Here is a 22699-nt window from a genome sequence, read left to right as displayed (position 1 = left end):
CTTTTGAAAAGATATCTTCATTTCCTCCTTTTTAATCGTACTTATTTTTTGACCTTTTTTGACCTTTGATTTATAATAGAATAAAACATTGAAAAAGGAGACTTATCTATGGGATATTTAGTACCTACTGTCATCGAGCAATCAAGCCGTGGTGAACGCGCATATGACATTTATAGCCGTCTACTGAAAGACCGTATCATCATGTTGACAGGCCAAGTTGAGGATGGTATGGCCAACTCAATCATCGCACAACTCCTCTTCTTGGATGCCCAAGACAGCACAAAGGATATTTACCTCTACATTAACACACCTGGTGGTTCTGTTTCTGCTGGACTTGCAATTGTTGATACTATGAACTTCATCAAATCTGACGTTCAAACAATTGTTATGGGTATTGCTGCATCTATGGGTACAATCATTGCTTCTAGTGGTACAAAAGGCAAACGTTTCATGTTGCCGCATGCTGAATACATGATCCACCAACCTATGGGCGGTACTGGTGGTGGTACACAACAAACCGATATGGCTATCGCAGCAGAACACTTGCTCAAAACACGTCGTACTTTAGAAAAGATTTTGGCCGAAAACTCTGGTCAGTCTATGGAAAAAGTACATGCTGATGCAGAACGTGACAACTGGATGACAGCCCAAGAAACATTGGATTATGGTTTCATTGACGAAATCATGGAAGCCAACAGCTTAAAGTAAAGTAAAACAAAAAAACGTTCAACCTAAGAGTTGAACGTTTTTCTTTTATTGCTCACGTAGTTCGATAAGAAGATCTTTCGTCTGAATCGCTTCTCCTGCTACGGCATGAATTTCTTCAATCGTAGCATCAAACGGTGCTTCGATGGTCGTCTCCATCTTCATTGCTTCTGTAACCATCAGTGCTTGTCCTTTTTTGACCTGATCTCCTTTTTTCACTAGGATATCCAAAACAGATCCCGGCATGGTTGCACCAATTTGTTGTGGATCGGTGCTGTCAGCCTTACGCTTCGCAACAATTTGTGTTTTGATCGATTGATCATTTACACTAATTTCACGTCTTTGACCATTAAGGTTAAAGAAGAGCACACGATTTCCTAAAACATCTGGCTCACCAATCTCATCAAGACGAATAATCAGAGTTTTACCTTTCTCAATCTGCACCTCGATTTGCTCACCCATACGCATACCATGAAGGAAGGTTTCCGTATCAAGCAAGGTTACTGAGCCAAAAGCATCTTGCATTTTTTGATAATCCAAGAAGACTTGTGGGTACATAATGTAGCTTAAAACTTCATGTTCTTCAGCTGGGTAACCTAATATGTCTGAGAGTTCCTTTTCCACTTGTGCAAAGTCAACGGCTGGCGCGTGAAGACCAGGACGATCTGTTAATGCTTGTTTACCTTTGAGAACCAGCGATTGAAGTTTCTCTGGGAAACCACCTACAGGTTGACCTAAATCTCCTTGGAAGAAGGAAACAACTGACTCTGGGAAGTTTAATTCTGCGCCTTTTGCATAAACATCTTCTTCTGTGAGATCATTTTGCACCATAAAGAGTGCCATGTCGCCCACAACTTTCGAACTTGGAGTCACTTTAATAATGTCACCAAACATCATGTTCACTTTGCTATACATAGCTTTGACTTCATCAAAACGAGCATCTAAGCCAACTGCAGCAGATTGTGCTTTAAGATTGGTATATTGCCCCCCTGGCATCTCATGTCTGTAAACTTCTGTTTGCGGGCTCGTAATTCCAGCTTCAAAAGGTGCATAATAACGACGCGTATCTTCCCAATAATGGTCAATTTGTTCCGCGTTAGCAATATTCAAAGCCGCATGACGTCCACCATGCTCCAAGGCATAATAGAGTGACTGCATAGAAGGCTGCGATGTGCCACCAGCAAGTGATGCGGTCGCCACATCGACGATATCTACACCTGCCTTAATCGCACCTGAATAGGTAATAATACCATTACCTGCCGTATCATGTGTATGCAAATGAATCGGCAAATCAACTGTTTCTTTCAGTGCTGTTATCAGTACATAGGCAGCTTGTGGCTTCAGAAGACCAGCCATATCCTTAATTGCAAGAATATGAGCACCGCTAGCTTCCAATTCTTTAGCTAGGTCTTTATAATACTTCAAGTCATATTTTTGACGTGTTTTATCTAAGATATCGCCAGTATAACAAATCGTTGCTTCAGCAATTTTACCCGTGTCACGTACAGTTTGGATAGATTTTTCCATTTGCGGCAGCCAGTTAAGACTATCAAAAATACGGAAAACATCGATTCCCTCAGCTGCTGCTTTTTGAATAAACTCCTGAATAACATTATCAGGATAATTTTGATAACCTACTGCATTTGAGCCGCGGAACAGCATTTGGAAAAGTGTATTGGGCATCTGTTCACGCAATTTTCTTAAGCGATACCAAGGTGATTCATTTAAGAAACGGTAGGCGACATCGAAAGTTGCCCCGCCCCACATCTCTACAGAGAATAGGTCAGAAAGACCTTGATCTACAGAGGTTGCAATCCCCTTCATATCTTGTAGACGCAAGCGTGTGGCTAAAAGACTTTGGTGTGCATCACGAAAAGTTGTATCTGTGAGCAAAACTTCATGTGAACCTTTAACAAAGTCTACTACGGCTGCAGCACCTTCTTGATCAAGGATATTCTTTGTTGTTGTTTTCTGGAGAAGCTCAATTTCAGGTTGACGAGCAGGTTCAAAATAACGCTTCTCTGTTTTGTCAATCCCTGGGAATCCATTCACGGTAATATTCGAAATATATTTCAAGATTTTTGTACCGCGATTACGTTTGCGAGAAAACTTGAAGAGTTGCGGTGTATTGTCAATAAAGGTTGTCGTTGCTTGACCACTGGTAAACTGCTCGTCCTCAATAACGTTTTCCAAAAACGGAATATTCGTTTTTACCCCACGAATGCGGAATTCACGCAAGACACGCTGCATCTTATGCACCGCCTCTTCAAAATCTGTCGCATGAGTACAAACCTTGACTAAAAGACTATCGAAATAAGGCGTCACTTCATATCCTGCATAAGCATTACCTACATCAAGACGTACACCAAATCCGCCTGGTGAGCGGTATGTGTTAATTTTTCCTGTATCTGGAAGGAAATTATTTTCGGGATCTTCAGTCGTGATACGGCACTGGATGGCTGCACCTAGACATGGAATTTCATCCTGTGCAGGAATTTTGATATCTTGATGCAAATCCTGGCCTTGAGCAATAAGAATTTGTGCTGTAACAATATCTACACCAGTAATCATCTCCGTAATCGTATGTTCTACTTGGACCCGTGGGTTAACTTCAATAAAGTAAAATTGGTTATCTTTAACTAAAAACTCAACTGTCCCTGCATTAACATAACCCACAGCTTGGCAAAGTTGGACAGCTGCTTGACAGATTTCATTTCTAAATTCTGGTTCTAAGCCTACAGCTGGTGCAATTTCGATGACTTTTTGATTACGGCGTTGCACAGAACAATCTCGCTCATGAAGATGAACAATATTGCCATGTGTATCTCCCAAAATCTGTACTTCGATATGTTTTGGATTTTCAATATATTTTTCAACGTAAATTTCTGCTGAACCAAAAGCTGTTTGTGCTTCAGACTTGGCACGCGCATAACCATCACGCATCTCTTCGTCATTGCGAGCAACACGCATTCCACGTCCGCCGCCACCGAGAGCTGCTTTTATCATAACAGGGTAACCATAAGTTTCAGCAAAGGCAAGAGCCCCATCCAAATCGACAGCTCCATCCGTTCCTGGAATACCTTGAATTTGCGCTAAATCCGCTGCTTTCTTAGCTTTAATTTTATCGCCAAAAATATCCAAATGTTTTAAATCTGGCCCTACAAAAACTAAGCCAGCTTCACGGACCTTAGTCGCAAATTCTAAGTTTTCAGAAAGCAAACCATATCCCGGGTGAATTGCATCCGCTCCTGCATCTAGAGCAATACGAATAATATCATCCGCATCAAGGTAAGCATCTATCGGTTTTTTACCTTGTCCGACTAAGTATGCTTCGTCTGCTTTGAAACGGTGTACTGAGTACTCATCTTCTTTTGCATAGATGGCTACAGTGGACAAACCCAATTCATTACAGGCACGAAAAACACGAATGGCAATTTCACCACGGTTGGCAACGAGCAGTTTTTTCATACAATCCCCTATCTTTATTCCCTAAATATGTTGTGTAATATGGTTGACGATACCTTATAATTCAATTCCCTTCTTGCTTTAGCAAGATAGAGGCATTGAGTATTACGACTTGACGCAGTAAAAACATTTTTTGCGGAGAAAGTAGTAAGACTCTAGCAAATCTCCATAAGAGTTTGCGTTTGGCTCTCCTTGCTTTAGCAAGATAGAGGCATTGAGTATTAGAAAGCATCAGCAACCAAATTATGAATTTTCACAACATACAAACTTTATAAAAAAAGCTAATTTGATTAGCTTTTTCTTAACTTTAGCATTTAATATTAAACATTTCTAGCATATGTACTTGAAAGCTCTCTGACTTCTCTACGTTTTTCATCTGCCGAAATGTTGAGTACGAAAGCAATCCCCAAAGACAACACAAGGAATGATGATCCTCCTTGCGATAGGAATGGGAATGTTACCCCTGTTTCCGGAATAATCCCAAAGGCTCCCCCAATATTGATAAATACTGAAATCAAAAGGGTAGAACCAATACCGATACAGATCATCGAATTAAACGCACTTTTTGCACGGATACCGACCATTAAGATACGAACAATCATAAAGAACAATACGCCGAGAACAAGAATCCCTCCGATTAGACCCAGCTCCTCAATGACAATCGAGAAGATAAAGTCCGTGTGCGCTTCAGGTAGAAAACCGTTTTTCTCAATAGAGTTTCCGAGTCCACGACCAAACCATCCGCCATTACTTACGGCGTAATAGGAGTTGGCCATTTGGTGACCATATGTTGACAAGCCTCCGAAAGGATTAACCATTGCCTTAAAACGTGCATTGACATAGTGTCCCGGGATAACATCGCCACCTACGGCATAAAGGTAGGCAATAAAGGCAACCATAGCTCCCAAAATTATCTTGCCATAGCCACTAAACCAACGCCAAGAGATTCCACTCGAAGCAATCATTACTCCTGTAATCATCGCCATAATAGAAGCATTACCCAAGTCTGGCATGATAACCAAAATCCCTAACATTACGAGAATCGCAGAGCGCCATCCACCAAATAGTTTTTGCCAAATGGTTTTCCCTTTGAAAATTGCTGCGATATCTTTTTCATATATTTCATCCTGCTTTTCGGAAAAGACAGAAGCCAGATACCACACAACGAAAAATTTTGCATATTCAGCAGGTTGAATCGTTCCCACACCTGGGATGGGAATCCAGCCGTGTGCGCCATTTGCAGAAGTATTTGGACCGACACGCGAATAAATCATGGCTGAGATCAAAAGAAATAAAACCCAGCCAATCATTTTTTTACTCTTAAGAGCTCGGAGTTTCATCCGATAAATCACTGCAATAGCAACAAAACTCAGCAACATGAACGCGCCTTGGTTGATTGCCATTTTATAAGGTGAAAGTCCCTTCGCCAGCTGATATGGGACTGTTGCTGAAAAAACCATCACGATACCTACAGCTGACATTATCAGGTAGGGAATCAAAATAGAATAGTTCAGGAAGTTTGCTTTCTTCAATCCATCATTCATTTTATGTTATCATTTCATTTCTATTATTTTTTAACATTTTTTATTATACCATTTTTTCAGTTTCATTTTTACAGATGTGCAATTATTTTAAAAATAAATGGTTTTTCTAGAATGAAAAATACTTCATAGCACTTAAACTTCTCGGTGTAATGTAACCATGCGCTCTTTTGGACAAAACTTCATCGTTTCGACTTTATCAGGGTTGCTGCTTTTATTCTTACTGCTAATATAATTTTTACTCTTACAACTTGTGCAAGCTAAAGTTATTTTCACTCTCATTCTACGATGCTCCGTTTTCTTAAATACTTCCGGAAATTAGCCAAGGACCAAAAGAAATTAACAACTACGAAAAGACTTGTCACAATAAACGCCATCCGATAGGAAACCCAACCTGCAATTGCTGAGCCAACGATCGGACCTACAACAACACCAAAGTTAGAAAACATTTGGTTATAGGCGAAGATCCGTGACACACCTTCCTTAGGGGTGATTTTAGCCAAAAGGGAATTGACGGAAGGCATCAGAGCACCCGTGCCGAACCCCAGCATAAATCTTAAGATTCCTAATTGAAGAGGGGTTTCTACAAAAGCCATCGGTAAATACATAGCGAAACTAAAAGCTAAACCGATTAAAATCAGCCGATGTGCGCCATATTTGTCTCCTAATTTACCCAATGTACTAGAAGACATCATTGCAGATAAGCCAACTGCAGATACAATAAGACCTGAGATAAACATTAAGTTATTTGTATTTGTAGTCAATGTTTTGATGTAAAGGGTCACAAATGGCTCTATTGATTGTGTGGTGACTTGGATAATGAAGCTGGTAATAAGTAAGCCAAAAAGGATATGCTTGTTACTTACACGACTGATAATTTCCTTTGTAGATAACATATTATCTTTCGTTACAGGTTCAAAGTTTTCATGGACAAAAAAGACCGTTAGAATTGTTGCAAGAGCTAGCAGACTCCCAACGATAAGGAAGACATTCGCCATCCCAAACCATTGTGCCAATAAACCACCGATAGAAGGGCCAATCAAAGTTCCCGTAATCATTGCAGTGGATAAGACACCCAGGGCATAACCTGAACGTTCTTTCGGTGCTTGAGAAGCGATCATTGCTGTCGAGTTGGGAATAAATCCTGAAAAGAAGCCCATAAGACTGCGCATGAGCAGTAGCCACCAATAGCCACCCATATGATGAGAAAAAGCAATCGCAGACATGGTAAAGGTCATGGCAAAAGAAGCTCTGACCATCATGGGTTTCCGGCCGTATTTGTCCGCTAATTTTCCCCACATAGGAGCAACTAAGCCTGAGACCAAAGCTGTCGAAGCAAAAGCAATACCAGAAAACAGCTCTACATTAGAACCTGTCACTCCTAGGCTTTGAATATAAAGGGGCAAAAATGGCATCACCAGTGAAAAAGATGAGCCCACAATAAAACAGCCAATCCATGTGATCCACAAATTTTGTTTCCAATTAACTTTTCTGTTTTTTGTTGATTTACTCGTTTTAATCCCTCTTTTCTACTGCTTTTAACAGTTCTGTGATTTTTTCATAAGTTTCAGGAATTGTTCCTGAACTGTCAATAATACGTGTGGCATACTTCTTCTTTTCTGACAAAGGCATTTGAGCTTTGATACGCGCTTCTGCCTCTTCTTTTGTCATATTATCCCGACTCATGATACGCTCAATTTGGATGCTTTCTGGAACAGCGACTAACCATATTTCATCAAAACCATCATAAGCCTGTTCGATGAGTAAGGGAATATCCATAATTATGGCCTTTTGAACCTTATCATCCTTCAAAAGTGCTTCACGTCTCTTATAGAGTTCTTGGCGAATAATATGATTTTGGAGCAATGCTAGTTTTTCTCGCGCTTCATCATTTGAGAAAATTAAGTCGCCCAACTTTCGCCGAACCAAAAGTCCTTTCTCATCAAAGTAGGCAGGGCCAAATTCTTGTAGAATCGCCTGATATAAGGAGCCACCTGGGGCTTGTAATTCACGAACCACTTGATCCGCATCAATGATCGGATAGCCCTGAGAACGCAAAAAATCAACCGCCGTTGATTTCCCAGAAGCTATTCCACCTGTCAAACCGATTACTTTCTTCATAGCTTTATTATAGCACAACTCATGATACGATATTCAGTAATTACGCCCCCATGAAGCAAAAACGATATTTTTCCAGTCCAGAAAGGGCTTCGGACTGTTGTAATTGTCCATTCACTACCTCTTCCACTGCAGAAAGTAAGTATTATCGTTAAAAAAAAACAGAATTTGCTTAATTTATATAAATAAGCAAAAAACAACCTTCCCAAAGGAGAGATTGTTTCTACATTTCAATAGATATTAAATGTTTGATGTGTGCATTACTTCATCATCATCTTGTGAAAGAACTTCGTGGAACACACGTTCAGTCAATTCTTGTTTTTGTTCTGGTGTGAGGTATTTCGTGTTTACACAGTAACCAGAGATACGTACGATAACGTCTTCGCCAGCCATAATTTTGCTGTAAACATCTTTAAGGTCCATAACGTTAAGGTTAACGTGTTGTCCACCTTGTCCGAAGTAACCGTCAAGGATTTGAACCAAGTTATCTACTTGTTCGTCACGTGTTTTACCAAGTGCACGTGGAGAAACTTGAGTTGTCAATGAGATACCGTCATTTGCATGAGCAAATTCAAGTTTCGCCAAAGAGTTCAAGTTTTGGAGCCATCCACCGCGCGCTTTGTTTGATGGGTTAGCACCTGGTGAGAAGAATTCTACTTTAGATTTGTTCACTGAACCATCTTCATTGAGGAATACACCTTTATGAACTGGTGAGTTACCTGTTTGTTTAGAGTAAGCCACGTTTGAAGTGATTGTCAAGAGTGAAACTGTAGCTTCAGCATTTTTGTAAAGTTTGTGTGAAGCTAGTTTTTCGTAGTACATCTTCATCAAAAGTTTAGCGATATCGTCTACACGGTCATCATCTTCACCGTAACGTGGGAAGTCGCCTTCAACTTCGTAGTCATAGATGTAGCCGTTTTCATCACGAATAGTTTTAACTTTCGCATATTTGATTGCTGAAAGTGAGTCAACTGTATTGGCGAAACCACAGATACCGAAGCCCATGTTCGCACGAACACGTGTTGGCAAGAAGGCCATTTGTACAGCTTCATAGTTGTATTTATCAGTCATATAGTGGATGATGTTCATTGCATCCACATAAGTATCAGTCAACCAAGTCAATGATTTGTCAAAGTTTTCCATAACTGTATCATAGTCAAGAATTTCGTCAGTTACAGGTTCGATGTCGAACACTTTGTAGTCTTTATGAACATCGTCATATCCACCGTTCAAACCAGTAAGCATCGCTTTCAGAACGTTAACACGCGCTCCGAAGTATTGGAGGTTGTGACGTTCGTTTTCATTTTCTGGGTCAAGTGGTGATACACAACATGAGATACAAGACATTTCGCCGTAGCCTTCTTTAGCCATTGTTTCTACACCTTCATATTGAATAGAAGAGTGTTTATGAGACATTGACATTGCATAACGTTTGAAGGCATGCGGTAATTTATCAGACCAAAGTACTGTCAAGTTTGGTTCTGGAGCGTTACCGATTGTATCCAATGTGTTAAGGAAACGGTAGTCCATTTTTGTAACACGGTGACGACCGTCATTACCCATACCTGCCATTGATGTTGTGATGAATGTTGGGTCACCAGAGTAAAGTTCATCATAAGCAGCAGCACGCGCGAATTTCATTGTACGAAGTTTCAATACGAAATCATCAACGAATTCTTGAATTTCTTGTTCAGTGAAAGTACCACGTTCAAGGTCACGTTCAGCAAAGATATCAAGAACGATTGGCACACGTCCAAGTGATGTAGCCGCACCATTGATAACACGACATACAGCCATGTAAGCAATGTTGATCCATTGGATAGCTTCTTTAGTGTTCAGGGCTGGGCGACGAACGTCAAGTCCATAAAGATCACCAAATTTAGCAACTTGATCAAGTGCTTGGTATTGCATGTTGATTTCTTCTTTAAGACGGATAGTTTCTTCTGTAATTTCAGTGATTGCATCCCATTCGCGTGCTTTTTCTTTCATCAAGTAGTCTGCACCGTAAAGTGCAAGACGTGCGTAAACACCGATGATACGTCCACGTGAATAAGCATCTGGCAAACCAGTTACTGTGTGTGCGTGACGTGCTTTACGGATAGCTGATGTATAGGCACGGAAGATACCATCATTTACAGAAGTCATTGTTGTATCCAACACTTCGTGCAATTCAGGATCAACGCTGAGTCCGTGTTCTGTCAAGATTTTTTCTGCTACACGAAGACCACCTTTTGGCATGAAGTTCAAACGGAAAAGTTCGCTGTTTTGCATACCGTAGATTAATTCGAGATCTTTGTTTTCAGGATCGATGTAACCAGCAGGAATTTTGTGAATAGAAGTCACACGATCAGTATCGAATGGGAATCCTACTTCTTCATAGTGCGCTTTTGTTGTTTCGATAATATCTTTTACTTTAAGCGTACGTTCTGTTGGTCCTTCGAGGAAACTTTCGTCTCCATCATAAGGTTTGTAGTTGGCTTGAACAAAGCGCGTAACGCTTGCTTTATCTTGCCAGTCTGATCCTTTGAAACCTTCCCAGGCTTGCTCAAAGATTTCTTTAGTTTCTGTTTTCATGTAGAAAATCTCCTTTGGTCTTTCTGTTTCAGATTACGCTTTTATTATATCATACAGTTTACTAATTTCAAGGGATATATGGGAATGTTTGCACTTTCTTTACTAGTACAGTTTGAATTTTAAGTTAAACTGTTATATTTACGGTAAACGATTACAGATGCAAAATGTCACAGAAGTACAGAGATAACAAAAAAAGCCAAGCTTTTTTGCTTGACTTTTTTCTTGATACAGTTTCTGTACTTAAATCTTATTTGGTTTCGATTAAACCAATGTTGCCATCTTCACGGCGGTAAACGACATTAGTACTGTCTGTATCTGCATCTGTAAAGATATAGAAATCATGTCCTAACATGTCCATTTGAAGGACTGCTTCTTCAGCATCCATTGGTTTCAAGGAAACATGTTTTGTACGAACAATCTTTACTTGATCTTCATTTACTTCTTCAGCTTCATCAAGTGGTGCAAACTCGTCTCCGAAAGCTTGTCCGGTAGGAACATTAATCTTAGATTTACGGTTTACACGTGTTTTATACTTGCGAATTTGACGTTCTAGTTTTTCTTCAACAAAGTCAATAGCTGCATACATGTCAGCTGCTGTATCTTCTGCACGCAAAGTTACATTTTTAGCAGGAACTGTAACTTCTGCTTTGTAACGTTTGTCGGAGTAAACTTTAAGATTTACATAGGCTGTTACTTCATGACCATCGTTAAAGTATTTTTCAAGTTTTCCAACCTTATCTTCAACATATGAGCGGATTGAATCTGTTAACTCAAAATTTTCACCACGGATATTATATTTGATCATAGAGTCTACCTTAACGGCTCTTGTATTGAACCTTCACTGTTTTGCAGGCGCTGGACAGTCAAGTTTTAAGAACCGTCCTTTCTTTATTTCTAATTTAATTATAATATATAATCGCTTACAAGTCAATCAATAACACTTATTCTAATCTTTTTATTAGAAGAACCAATCGAAATCGTATCCCCTGGATGAATTTCGCCGGCAAGCAATTGTTCACTGAGCGTGTCTTCAACCTCACGTTGCAGAGCTTTACGCAATGGGCGGGCACCGTATTCAGGATCAAATCCTTTATCAGCAATAACTTTCAAAGCAGCAGGTGTAAATTTTACTTTGATATTTTGATCTTTCAAACGCGATACAAGAGATTTACTCATGATTTTCACGACTTGTTCAATCTCTTTTTCTGTCAGTGAATGGAAAACGATAGTTTCATCGATACGATTGAGAAATTCTGGACGGTACTGTTTCTTCAGCTCTTCCATGATTCTTGCTTTCATAGCTGGATAATCCGTTGAAATTGATTTAGCCCCAAAACCAACCGTTTTATCATCACGAATAGCCGTTGCACCCAAGTTAGATGTCATAATGATGATCGTATTTCTGAAATCAACTTTACGTCCTTTGGTATCTGTAACGAAACCATCATCCAAAATTTGTAACATGATATTGAAAATATCAGGGTGGGCCTTTTCGACTTCATCAAGGAGAATAACAGAATAAGGCTTATTACGGACTTGCTCTGTCAATTGCCCACCTTCATCGTAACCTACATATCCAGGAGGTGCTCCGATAAGACGCGATGTCGAGAATTTTTCCATAAATTCACTCATGTCTACACGAATCATATTTTCTTCACTGCCAAAAACACTTTCCGCTAAAGCCTTAGCAAGCTCTGTCTTCCCAACTCCTGTCGGACCAAGGAACATAAATGAGCCCAAAGGACGTCTCGTATCGGCAATCCCTGAACGTGCACGTCTAATGGCACGAGAAACAGCAGAAATCGCTTCTTCCTGTCCAACCACACGTTTATGTAACTCTTTTTCTAAGTTAATCAGACGTTCACTTTCTGTCTTCGTCATCTGTTGGAGTGGGATTCCTGTAAGGTTAGAAACGACAGCATAAACATCGCTTTCCTCCACCAAAGGATTATCATTTTCCGATACTGTAAAATTATCAATCTTGTGCGTTAATTTTTCAATATCTTTTTCAATCCCTTGCGCTTCAACAATATCAAGAGCAACAACTGCTTTTTGTAATCTCAGTTCTTCCGCTTTTAATTCTGCTTTTAACTCGTCTAACTTGGTATAATTTGTTTTACTCGTGATTTTAACTTTGGCTGCTGCTTCATCAAGAAGATCAATAGCTTTGTCTGGGAGACGACGACTAGGCATATAGCGATTACTCAAGCTGACAGCACGCTCCAAAGCCCCTTCTTCAAATTTGACTGTATGGTAAGCCTCAAATTTTTCTTTCAAGCCTTGTAAAATCGCAACCGTTTCCTCTTCTGAGGGTTCTTCGACATTGACACGGGCAAAACGGCGTTCTAGGGCTTCATCTTTTTCAATATATTTTTGATATTCTTGATAAGTGGTAGCACCAATGAGTTGGAACTCGCCCCGTGCTAATGCTGGTTTTAAAATGTTTGAGGCATCGTTGACCGAGTCCATGCCGCCACCAGCACCAATAATGGTATGGAGTTCATCGATAAAGACGATAACATCTTTATCATGTGTCACTTCATCAACAATAGCCGTCAAACGATCTTCAAATTCACCACGGAATTTTGTCCCCGCTACGACCATCGCCATATTTAAAGCCATAATGCGGCTGCCGCGTAAACCTACAGGAACATTTCCTGCAGCCACACGTGTCGCAAAACCTTCAATAATCGCTGACTTACCAACACCTGGCTCACCAACAAGAACGGGATTATTTTTTGTTCGACGGCTCAAAATGTGGATAAGACGTTCAACTTCACGCTCTCTTCCAATCATGGGATCAAGCTTGCCTTCACGGGCTGCTTTTGTCAAATCTGTTGATACCGTGTCTAAAGTAGGCGTTGTCGTTGTTTCGGACACTTTCCCCGACAGGTTTCTTTTCGAAGCTGGTGTCACCGCTTTACGGCGCTCTGGTACACGTAGATATGCTTTTTGCTCTAGCTTTTTGCGGAGGTTAACGATATTGATGTCTTGCTCACGTAAAAGTTGTCCTGCAAAGCTGGCTTCATTTGCCAACAGCATATATAAGAGATGCTCGGTCCCGATGCGGTTTTTATCATTATTTTGAGCCAGTGCTCGTGCTTGCTCAATAATCGTTTCCACTCTTGGACTAAGCTTTATTTCTGATTTTTTTGTCTTCACTTGACTTGAAAAATCTTCGATGTCGATTAACATTTCTTCCAAATCAATCTTTTCTGAATTAAGTAGCGTAAATGCCAATGAAGCCGGGACCTCAGCCAAGGCAGCCAATAAGTGCGAGCTTTCAACCCAAGCGTAGTTAAACTTGTGCGCATAGTCGACAGACTTCTCAAGCACTTTTATGACTTGTGGTGTAAAGTCCTTTTCATTAAATTTCATCATCACGATCCAATCTCTGTAGTATTTTTATCATCATTTGTGCTCGACAACTGTTAGAAATATCACTATCAGCTAAAAGCAAAAGGAGAAGATTTCCTTCTCGTTCAGTCAAAATGTTTTCATCAAATAAAAGTTGCAAGACATCTTGTGCCATACTTTCGGTCAAGTTGGCAGGCAACTTCTGTGCTAAATCAAGCAAGAATTCATGCTTTGCCGAATAATGGTATTTGAATATTTTAATATAGCCGCCACCACCACGCTTTGACTCAACATCAAAGCCTTTAGATGGGGTGAAACGGGTTTTAATCACATAGTTAATTTGCGAAGGAACCACGTCAAATTGACTGGCTAAATCTGCACGTTTAATCTCAATCTCACGTGCCTCTTCTAGCAGTTTTCGCAAATAAGCTTCGATAATATCTGAAGTATTTTGGACAGACATAGAACCTCCAATCTTTGACCTTTATTGACTATTATATCGAAAATTTTAATTTTTTACCAAAAATAGTGGCTGAAACGTCTCTAAAATAAAAAAATCCGCTAAAAGCAGATTTTTTTATTTTATTTTACATCAACAATCTTAACTTCGATTTCACCCATAGGCAACGGAATTTTCACAACATCGCCAACTTTACGGCCAATCAAGGCTTGAGCGATTGGAGATTCATTTGAAATTTTGCCTGAAAATGGATCAGCTTCAGCAGTACCGACGATTTCGTACTCTTCTTCTTCGTCATCTCCAACTTCTTGGAAAACAACTGATTTACCAAGAGCAACTTCATTTTTGTCAATATTAGCATTGTCTACGATTTCAGCATAACGAATCATTGTTTCCACAGTTGAGATACGACCTTCAATAAAGGCTTGTTCATCTTTTGCTGCTTCGTATTCTGAGTTTTCTGAAAGGTCACCGTAGCTACGTGCAATTTTGATGCGTTCAATAACTTCAGGGCGTTTAACCAATTTAAGGTTATCTAATTCTTGTTCTAATTTTTCCAGACCTTCTTTGGTCATGGGGAAAGTTTTTTCTACCATTTTTTATCCTTTTTAAATTTCTAATTAATTACCCGACGCAATCGCATCATTGACATACTTTTGAACATTGATGTTTTGTTCTTCAAGTGTTTGCGCAAAGTAAATCTTACCTTCAACGTCTGCTACGAAATAAAGATAATCATTCGCAGTCGGGTTAAGCACTGCTTTGATTGACGACAAGCTTGGACTCACGATTGGTCCAGGACCAAAACCTGGGTACAAATAAGTATTGAAAGGTGAGTCTAATTGTGTATTAATTGCAGCTTGCTGATCAAGCGACGTATCCTTACCTAGCTTACCTTCAGCATAAAAGATTCCTGTATTAGAATCCATCGTCATCCCTAAATCTTTACGGTTAAAGAAGACCTGTGCAACGTTACGGCGATCATCATCGCTATTCGCTTCTTTTTCGACAATGGCAGCCAAACTCAAGGTTTCATTGACCGTAAGTCCGTTCGCTTGTATTTGTTCATACAAAGGTTCCAGCTGTGTATTAGTTGTTGAAAGCATGGTCTCAATTAAGCTTTCAACAGTTGTCTTTTTCGTATACTCATAAGTTGCTGGGAAGAGGTAACCTTCAAGTTGATACTTCACACCACTGTCTTTACTTGGTAAGCTTGCAAGAAGTTTTGGAAACTTCTCTTTCATTTTTTCGATGAACGCTTGATCCTGTACAGTCTTCATAAACTCATCTTTAGTAAAAGGTGTTTTTTCATCTTTATCCGCAGAATTCACTGTAACAGCTTGAGCAATTTGTTCCAATGTATAACCTTCAGGAATCAAAATTTTGCCCAGAGTTGGTTCCACAGGATGTTCGGTTCCTCCTTGCTCCAAAAGACTTGCAATATCCGACAAGTTCATGCTAGGCGCCAAGTTGTAGTAGCCGCTCTTAAAGCCACTGAAATTTTTAAATTTAGTATAGTATTGGAAAACCATACCATTTTTGATAATACCTTCTCGTTGTAAGATATCTCCGATTTGTTTACTGCTTGCTCCCGCTGGAATGTTAATGGCGCGTTTGGTTGTATTTGCAGTATTGAGCGGTTGTACACCTTCTTTGATGAAATTATAACCGTAAAAACCAGTCCCTGCCGCAGCCAGAATTAAAACAGCTACGATAACAGCAATAATCTTTCCAGAAGAAACTTTCTTCTTCGATTTTTTCGCTTTCGACTTGGGCTGCATTTCTTCAGCTTCCGCATCCGATTTTACTGCTGCACGACGACTTCTTTGTCTGTGAGTCGTCTCTTCGCCAAGAGGCTCTGCAGCATCACTTGCTTGTGCTTCAGGTTGCTCATATTCATCAACAACTTCTTTATCAGACTCTTTTGTCTTGCGTCTAAGTCGTGAATAACTTTGTCCTTGGCTCGCTTGGAGCATTTGCTCGCGAACACTTGCAAAGTCTGGACGTTCTTCATGTGCTGATGCTTCTGTTTTCACTTGATCAGAAACAGCTTTTTCAGGAAATTCTACATCTTCGGAAATTTTAGCTTGTCCCTCTACTTCTGGATTTTCCAGTTCTTCTGTCAACTTAAATGGAGTTGGACGTTGAATATCCGAAAAATCAGCACGTTCTCGCCGAGTATGTCTACTCGGGGTTGAAGAAAGTTCTTTGTTGGATTCACGGGCATAGTTTTCAAAAGTCCCATCCGTGTTGGCTCGATTTCCTTCTTCAAGTTCACGCAAGATTTTATCTTTGAAACTTTCTCTCGAAAACTTCTCCGTATCTTTTTCTACCAAGGTTAATCCTCCTTATCACGCCACCCTCTTTTTTTAAACAGTGAAGCGTAAGTTTGTTGGGTAATATTCACAAAAGCGAGGTCAGGGACCTCACTCTTTTAGATTTTAATTCTCTTCTGAGTCGCTGTCGTCATCATCGTCGTCCTCTTCATCGAGTTCAACGTCTTCATCCACGTTATCCAGTTCAACTTCAGCAAGTTCAGCATCATAAGCTTGAACCTCATCTTTTTCATCATCTGGATTCTCATCATCATAAGTCATGTCATCTGCATCGTTTCCTTTGTCGATGTGTTCATCTTCAGGATCCACTTCATCTTCGATACCGAATGCATTAACTTTTGTACGTTTTTTAGTTGTTTTTTCTTCTTCGTCGTCAATTTCATCAAGAGCAATTACTTCCTCATCGATTTCGTCGATCGCGTACCATGAGCGCAGTGCCCAAATGTTATTTCCTAATGGAATAAAGCTTCCATCTGTATTCATTTCTGTGTAAAAACGTGCAATTGTGGCTTTGATTTCATTGTCCGACTTTTTCAAGTAGTCTTGAACGGCGTTCAAGATTTCTGCAAAAGCCATTTCCTTACCATTTTGTTCCAAAATTGCATGAGCAACTTCAATCATTGAAAGTTCTTCGATATTTTGTCCTTCTAATGCTTCAATTTTCAAACTTTTTTGCTCTCTTTCAGATTTTCTTTTTCTATATTATATTAAATTCGCTTCATTGTCAATATGTAAACGGATTTAAACTGTTTCATTATGTGTCGTTTTCCGTCTTGCTTGGTAGGATGAAATTAATAATGCATCAATACCTTATAATCATAGTTACCGAGTTTTTCACGCCCTTTAAGGTCATCAAGTTCAATAAAGAAGGCACACCCAACAACGATACCACCCAAACGCTCAATCATCTCAATAGTAGCTTTTACTGTTCCACCTGTTGCCAAGAGATCATCTACAATCAGAACACGTTGTCCTGGCTTAATAGAGTCAGCATGCATTGTCAATGTATCTGTACCATACTCTTTTTCATAGTCTGCTGAAATAACTTCACGTGGTAATTTTCCTGGTTTACGCACAGGAGCAAAACCAACACCAAGTGCAAAAGCAACAGGACATCCAACGATGAATCCACGCGCTTCTGGGCCAACAATCACATCAATTTCTTTATCGCGTGCATATTGCACAATTTCAGTAACTGCATAGTTGTAGGCATTTCCATCAGCCATAAGTGGTGAGATATCGCGGAAAACGATACCTTCTGTTGGGTAATTTTCAATCGTTGCAATGTAATCTTTAAGTTGCATGTGCATCTTCCTCTTTTAATTTTTTATAAATTTCTTTGACAGGGGATAAGGCGAAAAGTTCTTGAAAAGCAACAATTTCTTGAAGCTCTCGGTAAATATTACTTTCAGAAATATCACGCTTTTCGGCGGCTTTATTCACACTCATCATGCCATTGTCAATAGTGACAAAATTCAGTTCTTCAAATATTTGAATCATCTTTATCAGTAAAATATCGGGTATCTTCAAATAATTTGCTAAGTCTTTCAATTTAAAACGTATGTCAAACTCAGGATACTGATAAATTGCTTTATAGAAGCGCGCAAACTGCTCACGCGTCCCCGCTCCCGTCAAATAATAATTTTTCTTGATTGTATTTTTGAAATAAATCAATTCAAATTCCTGCTCATGTATTAATTCCGCCAAAGCAGATAAGGCTTCCTTATCAGTTGGGGCTTCCTCAATAATAAGCACTTCTTCTATTGTACCATTTTTCACTTCATTATGGACAAAACGTATTGTATTTTTAGGCAATTCAACTTGTCGACTTCGAATATCCAGAAGCTCAACACCATTTACTCTAGCATCAGCCACCATAAGCTGAACAGTTGTTGTACCATTCCAAGTATTGCTAGATAAGGTACCGACAAGTTCTGTATCACTTTGTTCAAATTCTAGGCTTTCAGCTCCATGCCCAAAGTAAACCGCATCTAAAGCTTGTCCATTTTGTACTAATTTAAGTTTGAGATGACTGTTGTCTTTTCCCATACTACGTGCTTGCTCAACCTGATAATCCGTAAGGAGAAAATGAGGCTTCGGATTGTCCATACCATAAGGAGATAACTTTTCTAAACTCCTAATCGTCTCTAAGCTAATCTCGTCAAACTGCAAACTGCCCTGAACTTCTAGTGAACTTTTTCCTGACATATCGATATCGTTTTCTTGAATAAAGTCGAGCATCACTTGCTTGATTGCTTCCACATTCTCCAAGGCAAAAGTCATCCCAGCAGCTTGTTTGTGGCCACCAAAAGCCATAAAAAGTTCACGGTGTTCGTTGAGTGCTTCAAATATATTAAAGTTTTCAATCGAACGTGCTGATCCTCGAAGAATCCCCTCTTCTTCTGCCAACATAATGATAGGTTTGTGAAATTGCTCAAGTAAACGTCCGGCAACAATACCTAAAACACCTTTATGCCAATCCTTATGATACAGAATTTGTACGGGCTCGTCCGTTATCATTGTGAGGGCTTGATTGAAGATATTTTCTACAATTACTTTACGCTTGCTATTTTTTTCATCAATCATCTGCGCAATTTCAGCAGCCACTTCTTCATCCCAGCCTGTTAATAGTTCAATCGCTGGGTTTGGGTCATCTAAGCGCCCCAGAGCATTCAAACGAGGGGCAATTTGAAAACCAATCGTTTCCTCATTCACCTTTTCAAAATCAGTTCCTGAGAGACGCATGAGTTCCATCAAGCCTGCACGCTCAGTATTCGCTAATACTTTTAGTCCATGACTCACCAAGATACGATTTTCATCAGTAAGACTAACCATATCCGCAATTGTTCCGATTGCCACCAAATCAAGCATATCTGAAGGAATATAGTCTAAAAGAGCTGTTGCGACTTTAAAAGCTACTCCTACTCCAGCCAAATACTTAAAAGGATAGTTTGATTCTGGGTGTTCAGGATGCACAATTGCAAAAGCTTCTGGCAGTACTTCTGGCATGCTGTGATGGTCAGTTACGATAACATCAACATTTTGACTTTGTGCATAGGCGATGGCTTCATGACCAGCCACACCATTATCCACGGTAATAATCAAATCAATGTCTTCATTTTGAATGAAATATTTATAGACATCAAGATTTGGTCCGTAACCATCAGTAAAGCGGTTAGGAAGATAGACCTGAACTTCCGCTCCTAATTCATCTAGAGCTGATTTCATGACGGAACTTGCCGTCATACCATCCGCATCATAATCACCGTATATTAAGATATTTTGCCCATTTTCAATTGCAGTCAAAATTCTTTGAACGGCTTTTTCCATATCGTGCAACAAAAACGGATCATGTAATTGCTGAAGATCAGGATTCAAGTAAGCTTGAATCTCCTCTTCTGCCCTTATGCCGCGTTGCCACAAAATTTGCGCTGCCAGTGTATCTAATTTATATTTTTTACTTAACTTAAGAAACTCATCCGGTAAGTCTGACTCAGTTAACTTCCATATATATTTTGATTTAATCAAGTTTCCTCCACTTCGACTGCTTATTTGAAGATTTATTTATAATTAAAAAACCTATTTCCTATATTATCTACAAGACTTGGGAAAAGCGCACGGACTTTCGCAACGAAAGCCAGCTGGACAGGTAAGTTCAATTCTCTTTTATTTTTCCCTAAAACTTGCTCAATCTTATCCGCAACATATTCTGCACTGACCGCGTTTTCGCCCACTTTTTCCAAATAGTCCATATTGTCTTTGTGAAATTTTGTGCGGACCGGCCCTGTGTTGACTGTTGTCACAATAAGATCTGGTTTTTCTAAACGTAAAGCATCAGAAAAAGCGAGAACAGCGGCTTTGGAAGCTGCATATACTGTCGATTTCGCTGTAGGTAACTTCCCTGCTATGGATGCAATATTAATTACTTGCAACTGTGGTTGCAAATCACGCGTCCGCTTAATCAGATCTAACGTATTCACCTTGAACATTTCATCAATTTGCTCATCCGATAAGTTACTTAACTCTGTAAACTCTCCAAAGCCCGCATTATTAATGAGGATATCTACTTTTTCAGGCATGTCTGGCTGTGGAAGCGAGCGACTGATCAAGATAAGGTTATGATCTTCTAAACGCTGAACAAGTGCTTGTGCTATATCACCGCTAGCGCCTGTAATTACAATATTCTTTTTACTCAACTTTTTCTTCATAAAAATCTTTCGCCACATACGAATTAGGATGAACATCTCGTGCTTCTTGCGCAAGCTGAGCTACAAGTGGGCCAACATAGCGTGCACTAATATGCGTGAGCACCAAACGCTTTACGCCAGCTTCCTGAGCAACATCTGCTGCTTGTTTTGAGGTCGAATGTCCGTGTCGGCGGGCCATTTTTGCTTCTTTTGCTTCATAAGTTGCTTCATGAACTAAAAGATCTGCCCCAACCGCTAAACGAACAGCGCTTGGTGTACGTCGGGTATCTCCAAGAATAGTGACCACTTTCCCCTGCTTGTCTGCGCCAATATAATCCTCTGGATGAAAAACTTTCCCATCATGTTCTACTGTTTCACCCTTCTTTATTTTGCCAAAGAGGGGACCGAAAGGTAGACCTGATGCTTTCAAAGCCGCTGCATCTAGTTCTCCAGGACGGTCTTTTTCGACTACACGATAGCCGAGACAAAAAATTGTATGATCTAAGGTATCAACATATACTTCAAAGGTTTGATCTTCAAATATCTTACCAGGCGTTTCAATTTCATGAAAGTGAATCTTGTATCCAAGACGCGAACCCGACATGCGTAGAGCCGTCATCACAAAGTCTTTCAGACCTTTTGGTCCATATAATTCCAAGTCCGTATGTTCCTCATCTTTACTTGAACCTTGGAAAGAACGACTAGATAGAAAACCCGGTAGACCAAAAATATGATCGCCATGCAAATGTGTAATAAAAATCTTGGTGATTTTTCTTGGTTTAATTGACGTTTCCAAAATTTGATGTTGGGTCGCTTCGCCACAATCGAATAGCCATATTTCGTTACGTTCATCGAGTAACTTCAAAGCAATAGCCTGTGTTTTTCGCGTTCGTGATGGCTGGCCCGCGCCCGTCCCTAAAAATTGAATATCCATATCTTCCTCAATATTCTAATTATGTTCTTTCCTATCCATTATTGGAATCAAATAAAAAACATTTTCTACTTTGATGCTTGTCTCTCATAGTTTCCACCTGTTCATTAAGTCAGAAAAGAGAATATCAAAATGTAAAAAACATTGTGCTTCTCACAATGTCTTACAGCGCTCAAAATAAAAAATTTATCCGTCTGGAGGGAATCGAACCCCCATCGCAAGAACCGGAATCTTGCGTGATATCCATTACACTACAGACGGCACTGATAACTCTATCATTTTACAGGAAAACAAAGGAAATTTCAAGTTTCTTTATTTCAAAAAATCTTCAAGGAAATCTTCGATGCTTTCATAGGTTTTATCTGCGATTTCCTTATCGTCATGTCCTATGTAAGCAGTGGCTAAACCAAGTTTTTGTGCTGGAAGAATGTCATGTTCAAGGAGATCTCCAACCATAAGTGTTGCTTCACGATCGAAGCCTTCCTTATCTAAAATATTATAAAAAGCTGCTTGATCAGGTTTGGTTAAGCCAGTTTCGGCCGAAATATAAACTGGAAACAGATTTTCAAAGCCAAAACGTTTAATTTTTTCTCTTTGCTCTCCACTCTCCCCATTGCTTAAAATAGCAATATTATAATTTTGAGAGAGTTCTAGCATTTTAGATAATAAATTCTGATCAACTTCTATCTCTTCAAGTAAAGCTGTCAAAAAAATGTCAAAGAACAGGCGCACAAAGTTTTCTTTATAGTGAATTGCGTAGTAATCCAAGACCTGGCGCACACGCTCTTCGCGCAGCTGCTCAATCGTCATTTTCCCTTCGTGAACTAAAGGCCAGAGTTGCTCATCCACTTCACGATACTTTGCCATAAAATCATCTATAGAAAATTCATCCTGAAAATCAATCAAGTCCAAAAAAACTTTCCGGTGTGCTGTTTCCCAATATTTTTTAAAAGGAAAGAGTGTATTGTCCCAGTCAAAAATAATATTTTTTATCTCTTTCATACTTCTCAATCCCTTTCCTCTTT

At 39.6% G+C, this 22699-nt stretch carries 18 protein-coding genes and 1 tRNA gene; 1 reads left to right on the top strand and 18 read right to left on the bottom strand.

What is annotated here, in order from left to right; genetic code table 11:
* Window positions 1–108 precede the first annotated feature (108 nt).
* Window positions 109–708, top strand: coding sequence for an ATP-dependent Clp protease proteolytic subunit (locus J0J33_RS04165; RefSeq protein ID WP_003134020.1), 600 nt, complete (start codon window positions 109–111; stop codon window positions 706–708).
* Window positions 709–753: 45 nt separating this feature from the next.
* On the opposite strand, the gene J0J33_RS04160 is transcribed toward J0J33_RS04165, so the two are convergent.
* The 18 genes from J0J33_RS04160 to J0J33_RS04075 form a co-directional block, all read right to left on the bottom strand.
* Entirely contained in the window at window positions 754–4173 is a 3420-nt protein-coding gene (locus tag J0J33_RS04160) for a pyruvate carboxylase (protein ID WP_206888252.1), read from the bottom strand.
* A 317-nt stretch (window positions 4174–4490) separates the two neighbouring features.
* Entirely contained in the window at window positions 4491–5714 is a 1224-nt protein-coding gene (locus J0J33_RS04155; protein WP_019294148.1) for an FtsW/RodA/SpoVE family cell cycle protein, read from the bottom strand.
* A gap of 132 nt (window positions 5715–5846) precedes the next feature.
* Window positions 5847–5993: a 50S ribosomal protein L33 gene (gene rpmG / locus J0J33_RS04150; protein ID WP_014024306.1), complete on the bottom strand. Its 147-nt coding sequence runs from the start codon at window positions 5991–5993 to the stop codon at window positions 5847–5849.
* Entirely contained in the window at window positions 5990–7180 is a 1191-nt protein-coding gene (locus J0J33_RS04145) for a multidrug efflux MFS transporter (RefSeq protein WP_206888249.1), read from the bottom strand. The genes rpmG and J0J33_RS04145 overlap by 4 nt, the downstream gene beginning before the upstream one ends.
* 46 nt (window positions 7181–7226) lie before the next feature.
* Window positions 7227–7832 carry a dephospho-CoA kinase gene (gene coaE, locus J0J33_RS04140; protein WP_019294150.1) on the bottom strand — a complete coding sequence of 202 codons (606 nt, stop codon included), beginning with the start codon at window positions 7830–7832 and terminating at the stop codon, window positions 7227–7229.
* 237 nt (window positions 7833–8069) lie between these two features.
* Window positions 8070–10403, bottom strand: coding sequence for a formate C-acetyltransferase (gene pflB / locus J0J33_RS04135; RefSeq protein ID WP_019292664.1), 2334 nt, complete (start codon window positions 10401–10403; stop codon window positions 8070–8072).
* Window positions 10404–10650: 247 nt separating this feature from the next.
* Complete coding sequence (gene hpf, locus J0J33_RS04130; RefSeq protein ID WP_003134010.1) at window positions 10651–11208, bottom strand: ribosome hibernation-promoting factor, HPF/YfiA family; 558 nt, start codon at window positions 11206–11208, stop codon at window positions 10651–10653.
* Between the two features lie 122 nt (window positions 11209–11330).
* The gene (locus J0J33_RS04125) at window positions 11331–13781 is read right to left on the bottom strand and encodes an ATP-dependent Clp protease ATP-binding subunit (protein WP_029345874.1); all 2451 of its coding nucleotides are present in this window, start codon (window positions 13779–13781) and stop codon (window positions 11331–11333) included.
* A complete protein-coding gene (locus tag J0J33_RS04120) occupies window positions 13771–14223 on the bottom strand; it encodes a CtsR family transcriptional regulator (protein WP_206888247.1) in 453 nt (150 codons plus the stop codon). The genes J0J33_RS04125 and J0J33_RS04120 overlap by 11 nt, the downstream gene beginning before the upstream one ends.
* A gap of 119 nt (window positions 14224–14342) precedes the next feature.
* Window positions 14343–14816, bottom strand: coding sequence for a transcription elongation factor GreA (gene greA / locus J0J33_RS04115; protein ID WP_019292667.1), 474 nt, complete (start codon window positions 14814–14816; stop codon window positions 14343–14345).
* 24 nt (window positions 14817–14840) lie between these two features.
* Complete coding sequence (gene mltG, locus J0J33_RS04110) at window positions 14841–16556, bottom strand: endolytic transglycosylase MltG (protein ID WP_019294152.1); 1716 nt, start codon at window positions 16554–16556, stop codon at window positions 14841–14843.
* A 105-nt stretch (window positions 16557–16661) separates the two neighbouring features.
* Complete coding sequence (rpoE, locus tag J0J33_RS04105; RefSeq protein WP_003134001.1) at window positions 16662–17222, bottom strand: DNA-directed RNA polymerase subunit delta; 561 nt, start codon at window positions 17220–17222, stop codon at window positions 16662–16664.
* Window positions 17223–17347: 125 nt separating this feature from the next.
* Window positions 17348–17860, bottom strand: a complete 513-nt coding sequence (locus J0J33_RS04100; protein ID WP_003134000.1) for an adenine phosphoribosyltransferase — start codon at window positions 17858–17860, stop codon at window positions 17348–17350.
* Window positions 17850–20084 (bottom strand): single-stranded-DNA-specific exonuclease RecJ, encoded by a 2235-nt coding sequence (recJ, locus tag J0J33_RS04095; RefSeq protein ID WP_206888244.1) that lies wholly within the window; start codon window positions 20082–20084, stop codon window positions 17850–17852. Before recJ ends, J0J33_RS04100 begins: the two co-directional genes overlap by 11 nt.
* Window positions 20085–20116: 32 nt before the next feature.
* Window positions 20117–20764 (bottom strand): SDR family oxidoreductase, encoded by a 648-nt coding sequence (locus J0J33_RS04090; RefSeq protein WP_019294154.1) that lies wholly within the window; start codon window positions 20762–20764, stop codon window positions 20117–20119.
* The gene (gene rnz, locus J0J33_RS04085) at window positions 20745–21677 is read right to left on the bottom strand and encodes a ribonuclease Z (RefSeq protein WP_206888243.1); all 933 of its coding nucleotides are present in this window, start codon (window positions 21675–21677) and stop codon (window positions 20745–20747) included. Before rnz ends, J0J33_RS04090 begins: the two co-directional genes overlap by 20 nt.
* 186 nt (window positions 21678–21863) lie before the next feature.
* Window positions 21864–21935: transfer RNA gene (locus J0J33_RS04080), tRNA-Arg, on the bottom strand.
* Between the two features lie 51 nt (window positions 21936–21986).
* Window positions 21987–22676, bottom strand: a complete 690-nt coding sequence (locus tag J0J33_RS04075) for an HAD family hydrolase (RefSeq protein WP_019292623.1) — start codon at window positions 22674–22676, stop codon at window positions 21987–21989.
* Window positions 22677–22699: the final 23 nt, after the last annotated feature.

Origin of the sequence: Lactococcus sp. LG1267 (assembly GCF_017309545.1) — a bacterium.
Taxonomy (GTDB): Bacteria; Bacillota; Bacilli; order Lactobacillales; family Streptococcaceae; genus Lactococcus; species Lactococcus petauri.
Note: the sequence above shows the minus strand (reverse complement) of the source record. Positions and strands in the feature narration are given on the sequence as shown.